This is a genomic window from Paraburkholderia sp. J12 (genome assembly GCF_905220215.1).
Classification (GTDB): Bacteria; Pseudomonadota; Gammaproteobacteria; order Burkholderiales; family Burkholderiaceae; genus Paraburkholderia.
In genome coordinates this window covers 191,507-207,905 of record NZ_CAJMZC010000009.1, presented here as the reverse complement: position 1 = coordinate 207,905, position 16,399 = coordinate 191,507, and the positions used below count along the sequence as shown (strand labels likewise).

Genomic DNA, 16,399 nt, shown 5'->3' with positions numbered 1-16,399 from the left:
TGCGGTCCTGGAGACATCAACAATGAGTCAAACGATCGAAGTCAAGGTGCCGGACATCGGCGATTACAAGGACATCCCTGTGATCGAGGTGCTGGTGAAGGCGGGCGATACCGTCGAGAAAGAGCAATCGCTCATCACGCTGGAGTCGGACAAGGCGACGATGGACGTGCCGAGCCCCGCGTCGGGCACGGTGAAGGAAGTGAAGGTCAAGTTGGGCGACAACGTGTCGGAAGGCTCGCTCGTGCTCGTGCTGGATGGCGCTGCGGGTGCGAGTGCCGCTGCTGCGCCGGCCGCAGCGCCTGCTGCCGCCCCCGCGGCCGACAAGGCGGCTGCGAGCGCACCGGCTCCGGCTGCTGCGCCGGCCGCCGCCCCCGCTGCGAGCGGCGGCGTGCAAAGCGTCAAGGTCCCCGATATCGGCGACTACAAGGACGTACCGGTGATCGAAGTCGCCGTGAAGGTGGGCGACCGCGTCGAGAAGGAGCAGTCGCTCGTCACGCTCGAATCGGACAAGGCGACCATGGACGTGCCGAGCCCGGTGGCCGGCGTCGTGAAGGAAGTGAAGGTCAAGGTCGGCGATGCGGTGTCCGAAGGCACCGAGATCTTCGTGATCGAAGCCGAAGGCGCTGCGGCTCCGGCCGCCGCTCCCGCGCAGAAGGCGCCGGTCGAAGTGCCGTCGGACGCTCCCGCGGCGCCCGCGAAGCCCGCGCCTGCCGCACCGTCGGCGCTCGCGCAGGCGCCGATCATCCCGGCCGGCGAAGGCGGCGCGCGCCGTCCGAGCCATGCTTCGCCCTCGGTGCGCAAGTTCGCGCGCGACCTCGGTGTCGACGTGGCGCGTGTCACGGGCACGGGTCCGAAGGGTCGCATCACGCAGGACGACATCACCGCTTTCGTGAAGGGCGTGATGACGGGCGCGCTGGCGGCGCCCGCCGCGGCTGCCGCACCTGCAGCCGGTGGCGGCGCGGGTTTGAATCTGCTGCCCTGGCCGAAGGTCGACTTCACGAAGTTCGGCCCGATCGATACGCAGCCGCTCTCGCGCATCAAGAAGATTTCCGGCGCGAACCTGCATCGCAACTGGGTCATGATCCCGCACGTCACGAACAACGACGAAGCGGACATCACCGACCTCGAAGCGCTGCGCGTGCAGCTGAACAAGGAAAACGAGAAGTCCGGCGTGAAGTTCACGATGCTCGCCTTCGTGATCAAGGCCGCGGTTGCCGCGCTCAAGAAGTTCCCGGCGTTCAACGCGAGCCTCGACGGCGACAATCTCGTTTTCAAGCAGTACTACCACATCGGTTTTGCTGCGGATACGCCCAACGGCCTCGTCGTCCCGGTGATCCGCGACGCGGACAAGAAGGGTCTCGTCGACATCGCGAAGGAAATGGCCGAGCTCTCGAAGCTCGCGCGCGAAGGCAAGCTCAAGCCGGACCAGATGCAAGGCGGCTGCTTCTCGATCTCGTCGCTCGGCGGCATCGGCGGCACGCACTTCACGCCGATCATCAACGCACCGGAAGTGGCGATCCTCGGCCTGTCGAAGAGCGCGATGAAGCCGGTGTGGGACGGCAAGCAGTTCGTGCCGCGTCTCACGCTGCCGCTGTCGCTCTCGTACGACCACCGCGTGATCGACGGCGCGGCTGCCGCGCGCTTTAACGCGTATCTCGGCCAGATCCTCGGCGATTTCCGCCGCGTGATCCTGTAAAACCGCTTCGGCCGGCTCGCGCCGCCGCGCCGCACTTTGAAGTGCGCGACGGCGGCCGTGGCCGGTCGTCTCTGAAGGGGACACCATGAGTCTCGTCGAAGTGAAAGTGCCGGATATCGGCGACTTCAAGGACATCGACGTCATCGAAGTCAACATCAAGGCGGGCGACGTCATCGAGAAAGAGCAGACGCTGCTCTCGCTCGAGTCGGACAAGGCCACGATGGAAGTGCCGAGCGATGTCGCCGGCACCGTGAAGGAAGTGAAGATCAAGGCCGGCGACAAGGCTTCGCAGGGCACCGTGGTCGCATTGGTCGAAGTGTCGGCGGGCGCGGCTGCGCCGGCTCCGGCTCCTAAGGCCGAAGCGCCGAAGGCAGCAGAAGCGCCGGCAGCGCCGAAAGCTGCCGAAGGTTCTAAAGCGCCGGCACCGCAAGCCGGCAGCTTTAGCGGCAGCGCCGATATCGAATGCGACATGCTGGTGCTCGGCGCAGGCCCCGGCGGCTACTCGGCTGCGTTCCGTTCCGCCGACCTCGGCATGAAGACCGTGCTGGTCGAGCGTTACTCGACGCTCGGCGGCGTGTGCCTGAACGTGGGCTGCATTCCGTCGAAGGCGCTCCTGCACACGGCGCTCGTGATCGACGAAGCCGCTGCGCTCGAGTCGCACGGCATCTCGTTCGGCAAGCCGCAGATCGATCTGGACAAGCTGCGCGACTTCAAGTCGGGCGTCGTCAAGAAGCTGACGGGCGGTCTCGCCGGCATGGCGAAGGCGCGCAAGGTCGAAGTCGTGACCGGCGTGGGCACTTTCGTCGATCCGCATCATATGGAAGTGGCGGGCGAGGGCGGCAAGAAGGTCGTCAAGTTCAAACAGGCGATCATTGCGGCCGGCTCGCAAGCCGTGAAGCTGCCGTTCATGCCCGAAGATCCGCGCGTGGTCGATTCGACCGGCGCGCTGGAACTGCGCCAGATTCCGCAGAAGATGCTCGTGATCGGCGGGGGCATCATCGGCCTCGAAATGGCGACCGTCTATTCGACGCTCGGCGCGCAGATCGACGTGGTGGAAATGCTCGACGGCCTGATGGCCGGCGCGGATCGCGATCTCGTGAAGGTCTGGGAGAAGTACAACGCGAAGCGCTTCGCGAACGTCATGCTCAAGACGAAGACGACGAAGGCCGAAGCGAAGGAAGACGGCATCTACGTCACGTTCGAAGGCGAGAAGGCGCCGGCCGGGCCGCAGCGCTACGACCTCGTGCTGGTCGCCGTGGGCCGTTCGCCCAACGGCAAGAAGATCGGCGCGGACAAGGCCGGCGTCGCGGTGACCGATCGCGGCTTCATCGAAGTGGACAAGCAACTGCGCACCAACGTGCCGCACATTTTCGCGATCGGCGACGTGGTCGGCCAGCCGATGCTCGCGCACAAGGCCGTGCATGAAGGCCACGTGGCGGCAGAAGCGGCGCACGGCGAGAAGGCGTACTTCGACGCGCTGCAGATTCCGTCGGTGGCCTACACCGATCCGGAAGTGGCGTGGGCGGGCAAGACCGAAGAGCAGTGCAAGGCCGAAGGCATCAAGTACGGCAAGGCGGTGTTCCCGTGGGCCGCTTCGGGCCGCGCGATCGCCAACGGCCGCGACGAGGGCTTCACCAAGCTGATCTTCGACGAAGAGACGCATCGCGTGATCGGCGGCGGCATCGTCGGCCTGAATGCGGGTGACCTCATCAGCGAAGTCTGCCTCGCCGTGGAAATGGGCGCGGATGCGACCGACATCGGCAAGACGATCCACCCGCACCCGACGCTGGGCGAATCGGTGGGCATGGCGGCCGAACTGTACGAGGGCGTCTGCACGGACTTGCCGCCGCAAAAGAAGAAGTAAGCTGCGCGCGGCACGGTCTGCGCTGCGCACAAAAGCAAACGGCGCACCCCGCGAGGGGTGCGCCGTTTTTCTATGGGTTCTGCGAGAGGCGCCGGAGCGTAAAAAAAGTCCCGGTCAAGAGGCCGGGCAAGCGGCACGCCCGTGGGGCATGCCGGAGCGTCGGGTCCGGCACAACGGTGCGCATCACGCCTGGCGGCGCACCGCGTCAGCACCGGGCGTTAGACCGCCTTCTTGGCCGTAGCGGCAGCCGAGCGCGAAGCTTGCGCGGCAGCCTTGCTCGCGGCAGCCGTTGCCGCGTTGAAGTTGCTTTCGGCGATTTCGACGGCTTGCTTGGTGGCCTTGTGAACCGTTTCGTAGGTCGTGTTCGCGGCGTTGATGGCCGACTTGATCACGGCAACGGCGGTTTCCGAGCCGGCCGGTGCGTTCTTCGCGACGTTGTCGACGAGCGATTGCACCTTGCGGTTCTGTTCTTCGTAGTGGGCTTCAGCGACCTTCGCGAATTCGGCTTGCGTGGCCGATGCGATTTCGTACACGTGACGGCCATACGACAGCAGCTTTTCGGCGAGCGGCTGGGCATAGCTCGTTTGCAGGGCCAGCAGTTCCTGCGCGTCCTTCACGGACAGCGCGCGCTGCGCATGCTCCTGCGTTTCCGCCAGATTCGAGCGGACGGCCTGAAGGTTCAATTCGACGAGCTTTTCCACGCTCTCGAATGCCTTGCCGGTCAGACCGAAGAGGGTTTCGAGGTTGGCTTTCTGGGCAGCGGCGAATTGCTCAGGGGTCAGCAGACTCATGTTTACGCTCCTGGATGGATGACGGGCCGTCTGATGCGGTCCGTGTAGATAAGTGGCAAGACTCGAGGCGATCTGCTGCGGGCTTTGTGCGTCGCAGCATTGACATCGATTTTAGGATGCTGCCGAAGAAAGTCAAGCCCATTTTGTGCGTCGCACAATGTCGATAAATTCTTATTAAACAGACGCTTATGCGTGCTGGGTAGGGTCGAAGCAGAATGGCGACGCTGCTTCGCCGCGCAGGGCCCGCACGGGTAGAGCGGAGTTCGGCAGTCGCACGCGAGATTGGGCAAGATCGCGCTCTGACAATGCTGTAGGCGAGCGTGGATATGCGTACAAGATATTCCCGACACGTCCACCAGAATGGATAATGGAACGTTAAAGATTCATTGCAGTCGAATGCGCGTCGCGTACGCGATCGCTCCCCGGTATTTTCCCTCTATCAAGTTTTACCTGACTCGGGCCGTAATTCCCGTCAAAACGAGGTAGGCGCCGAGTCGGTAGGGAAGGTCCGGCGTTCCGATTGCTGCAGTCAATGGGTGCGTGAAGCCTATCGGTCATTTCAATCGAAAGTCAGACTTCGGTTTAATGAGTGGCGATAAGTGCTTCAATTTGCGAAATTTTCGTGGTTTTACTACACTTGGCGAACAATCCCGCCGCTTCATCCAGAACACCAATGAAATCCGACAAGCTCCTGTCGTTCAGACTGATGCCCGGTGCCGTGGTCAGCACCGCGCTGTCGGTGGCTGTTTCCGTAGCCATCAGTGCGACGATCGCCCTGCCCGCGAGCGCTTTCGCTGCAACGCAAGATGCTGCAGCGCCGGCCAAGACGACGAAGGCGAAGAAAGTAACCAAAAAGGTTGCCAGGCCGGCCGCGGCGGCGCCGGCCAAGGTCTCGCAGAAATCGGCCAGGGGCGCGCGCACGGTCGCAGCCAATGACGACGACACGCGCCCGGTGGCGAAGAAAAAACGCGTGAGCTACACGATGAACGGCCACCACCAGGCGGTGCGCCGCGTTGCCTATGAGCCGCGCCAGCCGACCGTGGGCCAGGCATTCGGCCTGCATGAGTCGCCGGACGCGCTGATGCTGCGCTCGGGCGTGGCCTACGTCGTCGACCAGAACACGCTCGAACCGCTCTTCGACAAGAATTCGCACGCCGTCGTGCCGATCGCCTCGATCTCGAAGCTGATGACGGCGATGGTCGTGCTCGATTCGAAGGCGCCGATGACCGAGCAGGTCGAAGTCACCGACGAAGACCGCGATTACGACAAGAACACGGGCTCGCGCCTCTCGGTCGGCTCGGTGCTCTCGCGCGAAGACATGCTGCACATCGCGCTGATGGCCTCCGAAAATCGCGCAGCCGCGGCGCTTTCGCGCTACTACCCGGGCGGCCGTCCGGCGTTCATCGCCGCGATGAACGCAAAGGCGAAGCAGCTCGGCATGACCGATACGCACTTCGAGAACTCGACGGGCCTCTCCAGCCAGAACGTCTCGAGCGCGCGCGATCTCGCGAAGATGGTCAATGCGGCCTATCAGTACCCGATGATCCGCCAGTTCTCGACCGACCATAGCTACACGGTGTTCACGGGCAAGCGCACGATCGCCTACAACAGCACGAATGCGCTGATCCGCAACCCGTCGTGGGACATCGGCCTGCAGAAGACCGGCTTCATCAACGAAGCGGGCGAATGCCTCGTGATGCAGGCGACCATTCACGATCGCCCGGTCATCATGGTGCTGCTCGATTCGAGCGGCAAGTACTCGCGCTTTGCCGATGCGACACGCGTGCGCGCCTGGCTCGACAACGGCGGTGCCGACCAGCAGCCGCGCATTACGAGCGCGGACGCGGGCGGCGCCGGGACCTGATCGACGGGTTTCGCGTAGTCCGGCGCTTCGTTCCCGTGCCCATGCAAAACGCCCCGCAGTTGCGGGGCGTTTTCGTTGGCAGAGGCTGGAATGCGCGGCCTGGATGCGGCCTTGGATGAGGCACAAGCGCGCCGCCGGAATCAGGCTGGAATCATCAGGCTGGCTGAACGTTGCCCTCGGCGGGCTGCGCGTGATAGCCGAGCGATTCCGAAATCACAAGCGCGGTCTTGCTCAGTTGGCCGAGCCACGAATCCTGCAGGCGATCGGCCGGCGCCGAGAGCGAGAGCCCTGCGACCAGCTTGCCGGTATCGTCGTAAATGCCTGCGGCGATACAGCGCACGCCTAGTTCCAGCTCTTCGTTGTCGCGCGCGCAGGACTGCTGGCGCACATGCGCGAGTTCGCGCTCGAGGCGGCTCAGGTCGGTAATGCTGTTGCGCGTATGGCCCGACAGGCCCGTGCGCGTGGCGTAGGCCCGCACGCGGTTGGCTTCGTCGGCGGCGAGGAAGAGCTTGCCGACCGAAGTGAGGTGCAGCGGCGCCCGGCCGCCGATCGCGCGCACCACCTGCATGCCCGAGCGCTCCGAATAGGCGCGCTCGATATAGACGATTTCGTCGCCCTGGCGCACCGAGAGATTCACGGTCTGGCCGGTGAGGCGGTGCAGCTCGCGCATCGGCGTGAGCGCGGCGTCGCGCACCGAAAGGCGCGCCTTCACGAGATTGCCCAGTTCCAGCAGGCGCATGCCGAGCCGGTAGGTGCCGGGGTCGGAGCGATCGACGAGGCGGCAGCTCACCATGTCGTTGAGAATGCGGTGCGCCGTGGAGGGGTGCAGTTCGGTGCGCTGCGCCAGTTCCTTGAGACTGACAGGGTCGCTGTGCGCGGCCAGCGCGTCCAGAAGGCGCATCATGCGCTCGATTACCTGAATCGAGGTCTTCGGATCTGGCGTGTTTCCACTTTCGCTCATGGGTTCAGATTCGGTTGACGCCGCGGTTGAGGCCGACGTCGACACCGAGGTCGACATATCAGGCGGAAAATCCATTGTATCTCGTATCGTGAAAAAAGTAAGCGGCTGCCGGGGAGTCGCGCCAGGGCCGCGATGCGTTTGATTCGCGCGCGATGCGCGTTCGATGGATTGGTGGCGGCTGCGAAACGTCGGATAATCGGGGACGGTTTTAGAGAGGAGCCCCTATGCGAGTCGGTTTGTTCGTCACCTGCCTCATCGACACGATGCGTCCCGAAATCGGCTTTTCTGCCATCAAGCTGCTGGAGCAGGCCGGCTACGAGGTGGACGTGCCGCCCGCGCAAACCTGCTGCGGGCAGCCCGCCTACAACTCGGGCGACCGGGCGCTCGCACGGGACCTCGCCGAAAAGACGCTGCGCGAATTCGAGCAGTACGACTACGTGGTGGTGCCGTCGGGCTCGTGCGGCGGCATGATCCGCGCGCATTACGGCGATCTCTTTCGCGACGATCCGGAGCTGATGCGCCGCTACGGGCTGTTGCGCGAGCGCGTATACGAGCTCACGGACTTTCTCGTCAGCGTCGCGAAGGTGGAATTGCCGGCGGGCGAATTCCCCGGGCCGGTCACGTATCACGATTCGTGCTCGGGCCTGCGCGAACTGGGCGTCAAGGCGCAGCCGCGCACGCTGCTCGCGCAGCGCGGCGTGCAGGTGCAGGAGATGAAGGACTGCGAGCATTGCTGCGGCTTCGGCGGCACGTTTGCGGTGAAGTACGGCGCGATCTCGACTGCGATCGCCGACGAAAAATGCGCGAACGTGCGCGCGAGCGGCGCCGGCACCGTGGTGCTCGGCGACCTCGGCTGCATGCTCAACATCGAAGGGCGCCTGCGCCGCACGGGCGACACGGCTACGCGCGTGCTGCACGTGGCCCAGGTGCTGGCCGGCGACGTCTGACGCGCCGCCCGCAGCGACCTTCCCTAGCGCTCTTCGCACCAGGATTCCCGAACCATGCAAGTCCAGTCGATGCAGTTCAAGGCGCGCGCCGGCCAGAAGCTGGCCGACCAGCGTCTCCAGCAGAACCTCACGAAGCTCTCGACCAAGTTCGTCACGGCCCGCGCCGCCGGCATGACCGAGATCGACTTTCCGGCCACGCGCGACGCGCTCAAGGCGCGCCGCAACCGCGCGCTGGAGAACCTCGACGTCTGGCTCGAGCAGTTCGAGACCGAGGCCACGCGCCGCGGCGTGACGGTGCTCTACGCCGAAACCGCGCGCGACGCGGCGAGGCTCGTGGCCGAGATTGCCCGGCAGCACGACGTGCGCAAGGTCATCAAGACGAAGTCGATGGTGTCCGAGGAAATGCAGCTCAATACCGTGCTCGAAGGCATGGGCGTGCAGTCCATCGAAACCGATCTCGGCGAATACATCCTGCAGATCAACGGCAACGAGCCGCCGAGCCACATCATTGCGCCCGTGGTCCACAAGGACAAAGAGGAGATCGCCGATCTCTTCGCGAAGACGCACCACAAGCCGCGTCTGACCGAGATTCCCGACATGACGCGCGAGGCGCGCGAGATGCTGCGCCCGCACTTTCTTTCAGCGGACATGGGCGTGACGGGCGGCAACTTCCTTGTGGCCGAAACGGGCTCGGTCGTGCTCGTGACGAACGAAGGCAACGAGGGCATGTGCACGGTGATGCCGCGCGTGCATGTGGCGGTGACGGGCATCGAGAAGGTGCTGCCCACGCTCGAAGACCTCGCGACGGCCATGCGTCTTCTGCCGCGCTCGGCCACGGGGCAGGCCACGTCGAATTATTTCTCGGTGCTGACGGGGCCGCGCGGCAAGGACGACCAGGACGGCCCGGAGCATATGTACGTGGTGCTCGTGGATGGCGGTCGCACGGGGCTCATCGGCGGCGAATTCCAGGAGATGCTCCGCTGTATCCGCTGCGGCGCGTGCATGAACCATTGCCCCGTTTATCAGAAGGTCGGCGGCCACGCCTATGGCTGGGTCTATCCGGGGCCGATGGGCTCGGTGCTGACGCCGAGCTATGTCGGCCTCGACAAGGCCCTCGATCTGCCGCAGGCCGCCACGCTCTGCGGCGAATGCAACAGCGTCTGCCCGGTGGGCATCCCGCTCTCGGATCTGCTGCGCAAGCTGCGCGAGAAGCAGACCGAGCGCCATCTGCGCCCCTGGCGCGAGCGCGCCGCGCTGGCCGTGTGGGGCTGGTTCGCGCTGCATCCCGGCGCCTATGCGCTGCTGACCAAACTGGGGGTGCGGGTGCTGGAGCGCCTCGGCGGCGAGTCGCGGCTCATCCGCAAGCTGCCGCTCGCGCGCGGATGGACCGATGGCCGTGACATGCCGGCGCCCGTCGGGCGCACCTTCCGGGAGCTCTACGCGGCGCAACGCACCCACCTCGACACGACGCGGCGCCAGAACGGCGCGGGTTGAGCGGGCGCGAGTGGCGCGGTCAAGCCGGGTCTGACCACTGTTTAACCTGGAGCAACAGTGTGTTTGGCGTTGCCGGGTTTTTCCTGATTGCGGATGTCTATATCATTTCGACTGGCGATAGTGCGTCCCGTACCCGTCGCCCCAAGTCGAGAGAGTCCGCATCATGAAAAAGAAAATATCGATGTACTGGCCGCTGGCGCTGATCGTGTCCTGCGCGGCCATCGCGTGGGCCCATGCCTGGAATACGGCCCAGCAGCAAATGCCGCTTGCCGCCGACCAACTGAGTGCCGAACTGGCCCGTGCCGTGTCGTACGGCCTCGTCGGCAGCGAAGGCAAGGTCCCCGTCAAGACGCCCGTGGCCGGCGAAACGCTGCCGCGCGCGAGCACCATCTAAGCGTCCGGCGCGGTTGCGCCGGGCGGCTTTGCTCAGTGCTTTGTATAATCGCGCCTTCGCTTCATAGCTTCTTATATTGCCCATCGTTGCCCTTCGCGACGTTCGATCCGATGAAAAAGGTTTCCGTCTGTTTCGTCTGCCTCGGCAACATCTGCCGCTCGCCCACGGCTGAAGCCGTGATGCGGCACCTGGTCGGGCAGGCGGGGCTGGCCGGGCGCATCGACGTCGATTCGGCCGGCACGGGCGACTGGCACGTGGGCGAGGCACCCGACGAGCGCGCCCGGCGCGCGGGTGAGCGCCGCGGCTACGACCTCGCGCCGCTGCGCGCGCGCCAGATCGGCGCAGACGACTTCGCGCGTTTCGATCTGGTCGTCGCCATGGACGACGCGAACGTCACGGCGCTGCAAAAAGTGGCGTCGGCTGCGACGCGCGACAAGATTCGCTTGCTGATGGAGTTCGCGCCGCAGCGTAATGAACGCGTCGTCACCGACCCTTATTTTGGCGGCGAAGCCGGTTTTGAAGCGGTGCTCGATCAGTGCGAGGCGGCTTGCACGGGTTTGCTGGCTGCATTGCGCACCCAACTGGTCGACTGAAGCCGCCGGTGGCGGCGGGTGGCCACCGAAGAGCGCGAGGAGGGACGCAAGCCCCGATTCGCATTTTGGGTAGTTTGTGGCTATTCGCAGCCCGCCTAATAACCCGTATCGCGGTGCGGATACTTGACTAAACTAGTCATGTATTTATACTTGACGAAAATTGTCGAGAATTGCGGTTCCCCTACATCATGAGACTCACCACGAAAGGCCGTTTCGCCGTCACGGCGATGATCGACCTGGCCCTGCGCCAGGAGCAGGGCCCGGTGACGCTTGCGGGTATCAGCCAGCGCCAGCATATTTCGCTGTCGTACCTCGAACAGCTGTTCGGCAAGCTCCGCCGTCATGAAATCGTCGAATCGGTCCGCGGGCCGGGCGGCGGCTACAACCTCGCGCGCCGCGCGGAGGACGTCACTGTGGCGGACATCATCATCGCCGTGGACGAGCCGCTCGACGCCACCCAGTGCGGCGGCAAGGGCGCGTGCGAAGGCACCAAGCAGCACGACGGCCACTGCATGACGCACGAACTCTGGTCCACGCTGAACCAGAAGATGGTGGAGTATCTCGATTCGGTGTCCCTCAAGGACCTGGTGGACAAGCAGCGCGCCCGCGAAGGCGCCGCGCCCGCCGTCCTGCGCGACCGCCGCGCCGAGGCGCCCGCGCTCGATCCGGTGCGCAGCGTGCCGCTCGGGCCGAACTCCATATTCAACATGGCCGGCTCCTGAACCGGGACCAAGGCCAGCGCAATACACAGAGCAGCACACAGAATCCCCGGAGCGATAGATGAATAACGACATTCCCCACCTGCCCATCTACATGGACTACAGCGCGACGACCCCGGTCGATCCGCGCGTGGTGGACAAGATGATTCCGTACCTGCGCGAGCAGTTCGGCAATCCGGCGTCGCGCAGCCACGCCTACGGCTGGGATGCGGAACGTGCGGTCGAAGAAGCGCGCGAGAACGTCGCGGCGCTCGTGAACGCCGACCCGCGCGAAATCATCTGGACCTCCGGCGCCACCGAGTCGGACAACCTCGCGATCAAGGGTGCCGCGCACTTCTACAAGAGCAAGGGTAAGCACATCATCACGGTGAAGACCGAGCACAAGGCCGTGCTCGACACCTGCCGCGAGCTCGAGCGCGAAGGCTACGAAGTCACCTATCTGGACGTCAAGGACGACGGCCTGATCGACCTCGAAGCATTCAAGGCCGCGATCCGTCCCGACACGATCCTCGTTTCCGTCATGCACGTGAACAACGAGATCGGCGTGATCCAGGACATCGAGACGATCGGCGAGATCTGCCGCGAGAAGGGCATCATCTTCCACGTGGACGCCGCGCAATCGACGGGCAAGGCGCCCATCGACCTGCAAAAGCTCAAGGTCGACCTGATGTCGTTCTCGGCGCACAAGACCTATGGCCCGAAGGGCATCGGCGCGCTGTACGTACGCCGCAAGCCGCGCGTGCGCATCGAAGCGCAGATGCACGGCGGCGGCCACGAGCGCGGCATGCGCTCGGGCACGCTCGCCACGCACCAGATCGTGGGCATGGGCGAAGCGTTCCGTATCGCGCGCGAAGAGATGGCCACCGAGAACGAGCGCGTGCGCATGCTGCGCGACAAGCTGCTGCGCGGCCTCTCGGAAATCGAAGAAACCTACGTGAACGGCGACATGGAAAAGCGTGTCCCGCACAACCTGAACATCAGCTTCAACTTCGTCGAAGGCGAGTCGCTGATCATGGCGGTGAAGGACGTGGCGGTGTCGTCGGGCTCGGCCTGCACGTCCGCGTCGCTCGAGCCGTCGTACGTGCTGCGCGCGCTCGGCCGCAACGACGAACTGGCGCACAGCTCGATCCGCTTCACGGTGGGCCGTTTCACGACCGGGCAGGACGTGGACTATGTGATCAACCTGCTCAAGTCGAAGATCGCCAAGCTGCGCGAGCTTTCGCCGCTGTGGGAAATGCACAAGGACGGCATCGATCTTTCGACCATCCAGTGGGCGGCGCACTAAACGCGCGGCATTGCGAACATCGACCCGGCCGCCGCGCAACTGGCTGAAAAGAACAGCGTGCAGCGCGGCCAACGAATTGAAGGAGTGTGATCATGGCATATAGCGACAAGGTTCTGGACCATTACGAAAATCCGCGCAACGTCGGCTCGTTCGCGAAGGACGACGACGCAGTGGGCACCGGCATGGTCGGCGCGCCGGCCTGCGGCGACGTGATGAAGCTGCAGATCCGCGTGGGTGCGGACGGCGTGATCGAAGATGCGAAGTTCAAGACGTACGGCTGCGGTTCGGCCATCGCGTCGAGCTCGCTCGTGACCGAGTGGGTGAAGGGCAAGACGCTCGATCAGGCGCTCGACATCAAGAACACGCAGATCGCGGAAGAGCTCGCGCTGCCGCCGGTGAAGATCCACTGCTCGATCCTCGCGGAAGACGCGATCAAGGCAGCGGTGGCCGATTACCGCCAGCGCCACACGGCCGACGCGAAGGCCGACGCCGACGCGGCCTGAGGGCGCACAAAGGCCGAAGGGTCTTGGGCAGGCAGGAGCGCAGCGGACGGCCAGGCCGCCCGCTGCGGGATTAACGACTTTGAATGCAGGCAGCCCGGGCGCGGCGGCGTGACGGAACGGCAAGGCCGGACCACACGGTGCAGGGCGCGGCGAAAACGCTATGGCAATTACGTTGACGGAAAAAGCGGCACAGCACGTGCAGAAGTATCTGACCCGGCGCGGCAAGGGCGTGGGTCTGCGCCTTGGCGTGCGCACCACGGGCTGCTCGGGGCTTGCCTACAAGCTCGAGTACGTGGACGAACTCGCGTCTGAAGACAACGTGTTCGAGAGCCATGGCGTGAAGGTGATCGTCGATCCGAAGAGCCTCGCCTACATCGACGGCACGCAGCTCGACTTCGTGCGCGAAGGGCTCAACGAAGGCTTCAAGTTCAACAATCCGAACGTGAAGGACGAGTGCGGCTGCGGCGAGTCGTTCCGCGTCTGAGTCCGCGCGTAGCGGTGAAAAGGCGGCCTGTGCCGCCTTTTTGACTTTTGATGGGTGCGCGCGGCGCGCCCGCGGGAAGCCGCCCGGGGCGGCATACATTCGATGACCTCGCTTTCTTCGCTCTCCTCGCTCTCCGATAGCCACTTCGTTCTCTTCGGCCTGCCCGAGCAGTTCGAGATCGACGCCGATGCGCTCGACCATGCCTACCGCACGGTGCAGACGCAGGTGCATCCCGACCGTTTCGCCGCGGCCGGCGACGCGCAAAAGCGCGTGGCGATGCAGTGGGCCACGCGCGCGAACGAGGCGTACCAGACGCTGCGCGATCCGCTCAAGCGCGCGAAGTATCTGCTGCACCTGCGCGGCATCGACGTGGAGGCCGAGAACAATACGGCGATGGAGCCCGCGTTCCTCATGCAGCAGATGGAGTGGCGCGAGGCGATCGAGGATGCGGTGGGCGCGAAGAACGTCGACGCGCTCGACGCGCTGGCGGCCGAATTGCGCGACGACGAGCGCGCGCGGCTGACGAAGCTCGCGGCGCTGATCGGCAGCGGTTCGAACCAGCCGGCCGCCGAGGCGGTGCGCCAGCTGATGTTCATCGAGCGCGTGGCGGCCGAGATCGACGTGCAGATCGAGCGTCTGGAAGGCTGAATGGGGCGAGCGCCGGGCCGCCTGGGTAGAGCGGGGCAGGGCGCGAGCCGAACGGATTGAAAACGGATTTAAGCAAGGGGCCATACGGGCTCCCCACAAGATCACACAGATGGCATTACTGCAAATCTCCGAACCCGGCATGGCGCCGGCGCCGCATCAGCGGCGGCTCGCGGTCGGCATCGACCTCGGCACGACGAACTCGCTGGTCGCCGTGGTGCGCAGCGGCGTGCCCGACGTGTTGCCCGACGAGGACGGCCACGTGCTGCTGCCTTCCGTCGTGCGCTATCTCGCGGGCGGCGGCCGCCGCATCGGCCGCAAAGCCAAGGCCGAAGCCGCCACCGATCCGCGCAACACGATCGTCTCGGTCAAGCGCTTCATGGGCCGCGGCAAGGCTGAAGTCGAAGGCGCGGCAAACGCGCCGTACGAATTCGTCGATGCCCCGGGCATGGTGCAGATCCAGACCGCCGACGGCGTGAAGAGCCCGGTCGAAGTCTCTGCGGAAATTCTTGCGACGCTGCGCCAGCGCGCCGAAGACACGCTCGGCGACGAACTCGTCGGCGCGGTCATCACGGTGCCCGCGTATTTCGACGAAGCGCAGCGCCAGGCGACCAAGGACGCCGCACGCCTCGCCGGCCTGAACGTGCTGCGCCTGCTGAACGAGCCGACCGCGGCAGCCATCGCCTACGGCCTCGACAACGGCGCCGAAGGCCTCTACGCGGTCTACGACCTGGGCGGCGGCACCTTCGACCTGTCGATCCTCAAGCTCACCAAGGGGGTGTTCGAGGTGCTCGCGGCAGGCGGCGATTCGGCGCTCGGCGGCGACGACTTCGATCACGTGCTCTATCGCTACGTGCTGGAGCAGGCCGGGCTCGACGCCAGTACGCTCGCGCCTGAAGACGTGCGCCTCCTGCTCGATCACGTGCGCGACGCGAAGGAAGCGCTCTCGTCGGCGCCGGCAGTGCTGCTCGACGTGACGCTGTCGAGCGGCAAGCAGATCGCGCTGACGATCGACGAAGCACGCTTCGAAACGCTCACCCAGGAACTCGTGCAGCGCACGCTCGCGCCTACCCGCAAGGCGCTGCGCGATGCGAAGGTTGCGGCGAAAGACGTGAAGGGCGTGGTGCTGGTCGGCGGCGCGACGCGCATGCCGGTGATCCGCCGCGCGGTCGAGCAGTACTTCGGCCAGGCGCCGCTCACGAATCTCGATCCCGACCAGGTGGTCGCGCTCGGCGCGGCGATCCAGGCCGACCTGCTCGCGGGCAACCGCGGCGGCGAAGACGACTGGCTGCTGCTCGACGTGATTCCGCTCTCGCTCGGCGTCGAGACGATGGGCGGCCTCGTCGAGAAGATCATCCCGCGCAACTCGACCATTCCGGTCGCGCGCGCGCAGGACTTCACGACCTTCAAGGACGGCCAGACCGCGATGGCGATCCACGTGGTCCAGGGCGAGCGCGAGCTCGTCTCCGACTGCCGCTCGCTCGCGCGTTTCGAACTGCGCGGCATTCCGCCGATGACGGCGGGCGCGGCGCGCATCCGCGTGACCTATCAGGTGGATGCGGACGGCCTGCTTTCCGTGTTCGCGCGCGAGCAGCATTCGGGCGTGGAGGCTTCGGTGGTGGTGAAGCCGTCCTACGGCCTCGCCGACGACGACATCGCGAAGATGCTCGAAGACAGCTTCAAGACCGCCGAGGTGGACATGCGCGCCCGCGCGCTGCGCGAGGCGCAGGTGGAAGCCGAGCGCATCATCGAGGCCACCACGGCCGCGCTCGCCGCCGACGGCGAGCTGCTCGACGCCGACGAGCGTCGTGCGCTCGACGCGCTCGTGGACGCGCTGCGCGGCGTCGCGCAGGGCGAGGACACCGGTGCGATCGAGGCGGCCACCAAGGCGCTCTCCGAAGGCACCGACGAATTCGCCGCGCGCCGCATGGACAAGGGCATCAAGCGCGCGCTCGCGGGCAAGCGGCTCGACGAGATCGGCTGAGCGCCTGGACGGCGCGTCCGGCAAGGATCGAAGCGGCGCATGCGAGTGCTTGCAGGCGCCGCCGCGCCTGCGTGCTTTCCCGATGCAGGAAAGCGCGCGGCGCCAGTAGAATGGGCGCAGGCCGCCGTCGAGGACGGGGGACTGCACCCGATACGAACGTTATTGGAAACGGAAT

At 65.4% G+C, this 16,399-nt stretch carries 15 protein-coding genes; 13 read left to right on the top strand and 2 right to left on the bottom strand.

Annotated features, from left to right (window positions below; translation table 11 throughout):
- The first annotated feature begins 22 nt into the window (after positions 1–22).
- Positions 23–1,696, top strand: a complete 1,674-nt coding sequence (aceF, locus tag U5760_RS20215) for a dihydrolipoyllysine-residue acetyltransferase (protein WP_322014053.1) — start codon at positions 23–25, stop codon at positions 1,694–1,696.
- Positions 1,697–1,781: 85 nt separating this feature from the next.
- Complete coding sequence (gene lpdA, locus U5760_RS20210) at positions 1,782–3,560, top strand: dihydrolipoyl dehydrogenase (RefSeq protein ID WP_322014052.1); 1,779 nt, start codon at positions 1,782–1,784, stop codon at positions 3,558–3,560.
- 218 nt (positions 3,561–3,778) lie between these two features.
- Here the strand turns inward: lpdA and U5760_RS20205 are convergent, their stop codons facing one another.
- Complete coding sequence (locus U5760_RS20205; RefSeq protein WP_322014051.1) at positions 3,779–4,351, bottom strand: phasin family protein; 573 nt, start codon at positions 4,349–4,351, stop codon at positions 3,779–3,781.
- Positions 4,352–5,024: 673 nt separating this feature from the next.
- Here U5760_RS20205 and pbpG point away from each other — a divergent pair.
- Entirely contained in the window at positions 5,025–6,215 is a 1,191-nt protein-coding gene (pbpG, locus tag U5760_RS20200; protein ID WP_322014050.1) for a D-alanyl-D-alanine endopeptidase, read from the top strand.
- 154 nt (positions 6,216–6,369) lie between these two features.
- On the opposite strand, the gene U5760_RS20195 is transcribed toward pbpG, so the two are convergent.
- A complete protein-coding gene (locus U5760_RS20195; protein ID WP_322014049.1) occupies positions 6,370–7,176 on the bottom strand; it encodes an IclR family transcriptional regulator in 807 nt (268 codons plus the stop codon).
- Positions 7,177–7,400: 224 nt separating this feature from the next.
- Between U5760_RS20195 and U5760_RS20190 the strand changes: the two genes are divergently transcribed.
- From U5760_RS20190 to hscA, 10 genes are all read left to right on the top strand, one after another.
- A complete protein-coding gene (locus U5760_RS20190) occupies positions 7,401–8,123 on the top strand; it encodes a (Fe-S)-binding protein (protein ID WP_322014048.1) in 723 nt (240 codons plus the stop codon).
- A 54-nt stretch (positions 8,124–8,177) separates the two neighbouring features.
- On the top strand, positions 8,178–9,617 hold the full coding sequence (locus tag U5760_RS20185) for a lactate utilization protein B (RefSeq protein ID WP_322014047.1): 1,440 nt from the start codon (positions 8,178–8,180) through the stop codon (positions 9,615–9,617).
- Between the two features lie 163 nt (positions 9,618–9,780).
- A complete protein-coding gene (locus U5760_RS20180) occupies positions 9,781–10,011 on the top strand; it encodes a hypothetical protein (RefSeq protein ID WP_322014045.1) in 231 nt (76 codons plus the stop codon).
- A gap of 110 nt (positions 10,012–10,121) precedes the next feature.
- On the top strand, positions 10,122–10,604 hold the full coding sequence (locus U5760_RS20175; RefSeq protein WP_322014044.1) for a low molecular weight protein-tyrosine-phosphatase: 483 nt from the start codon (positions 10,122–10,124) through the stop codon (positions 10,602–10,604).
- A 188-nt stretch (positions 10,605–10,792) separates the two neighbouring features.
- Positions 10,793–11,326, top strand: a complete 534-nt coding sequence (gene iscR, locus U5760_RS20170; RefSeq protein ID WP_322014043.1) for a Fe-S cluster assembly transcriptional regulator IscR — start codon at positions 10,793–10,795, stop codon at positions 11,324–11,326.
- A 58-nt stretch (positions 11,327–11,384) separates the two neighbouring features.
- The gene (locus tag U5760_RS20165) at positions 11,385–12,608 is read left to right on the top strand and encodes an IscS subfamily cysteine desulfurase (protein WP_322014042.1); all 1,224 of its coding nucleotides are present in this window, start codon (positions 11,385–11,387) and stop codon (positions 12,606–12,608) included.
- Between the two features lie 92 nt (positions 12,609–12,700).
- Positions 12,701–13,111: a Fe-S cluster assembly scaffold IscU gene (iscU, locus tag U5760_RS20160; RefSeq protein ID WP_322014041.1), complete on the top strand. Its 411-nt coding sequence runs from the start codon at positions 12,701–12,703 to the stop codon at positions 13,109–13,111.
- 160 nt (positions 13,112–13,271) lie between these two features.
- Positions 13,272–13,595, top strand: a complete 324-nt coding sequence (gene iscA / locus U5760_RS20155; protein WP_028224420.1) for an iron-sulfur cluster assembly protein IscA — start codon at positions 13,272–13,274, stop codon at positions 13,593–13,595.
- Between the two features lie 102 nt (positions 13,596–13,697).
- The gene (hscB, locus tag U5760_RS20150; RefSeq protein ID WP_322014040.1) at positions 13,698–14,243 is read left to right on the top strand and encodes a Fe-S protein assembly co-chaperone HscB; all 546 of its coding nucleotides are present in this window, start codon (positions 13,698–13,700) and stop codon (positions 14,241–14,243) included.
- Between the two features lie 109 nt (positions 14,244–14,352).
- Entirely contained in the window at positions 14,353–16,224 is a 1,872-nt protein-coding gene (gene hscA, locus U5760_RS20145; protein WP_322014039.1) for a Fe-S protein assembly chaperone HscA, read from the top strand.
- Positions 16,225–16,399: the final 175 nt, after the last annotated feature.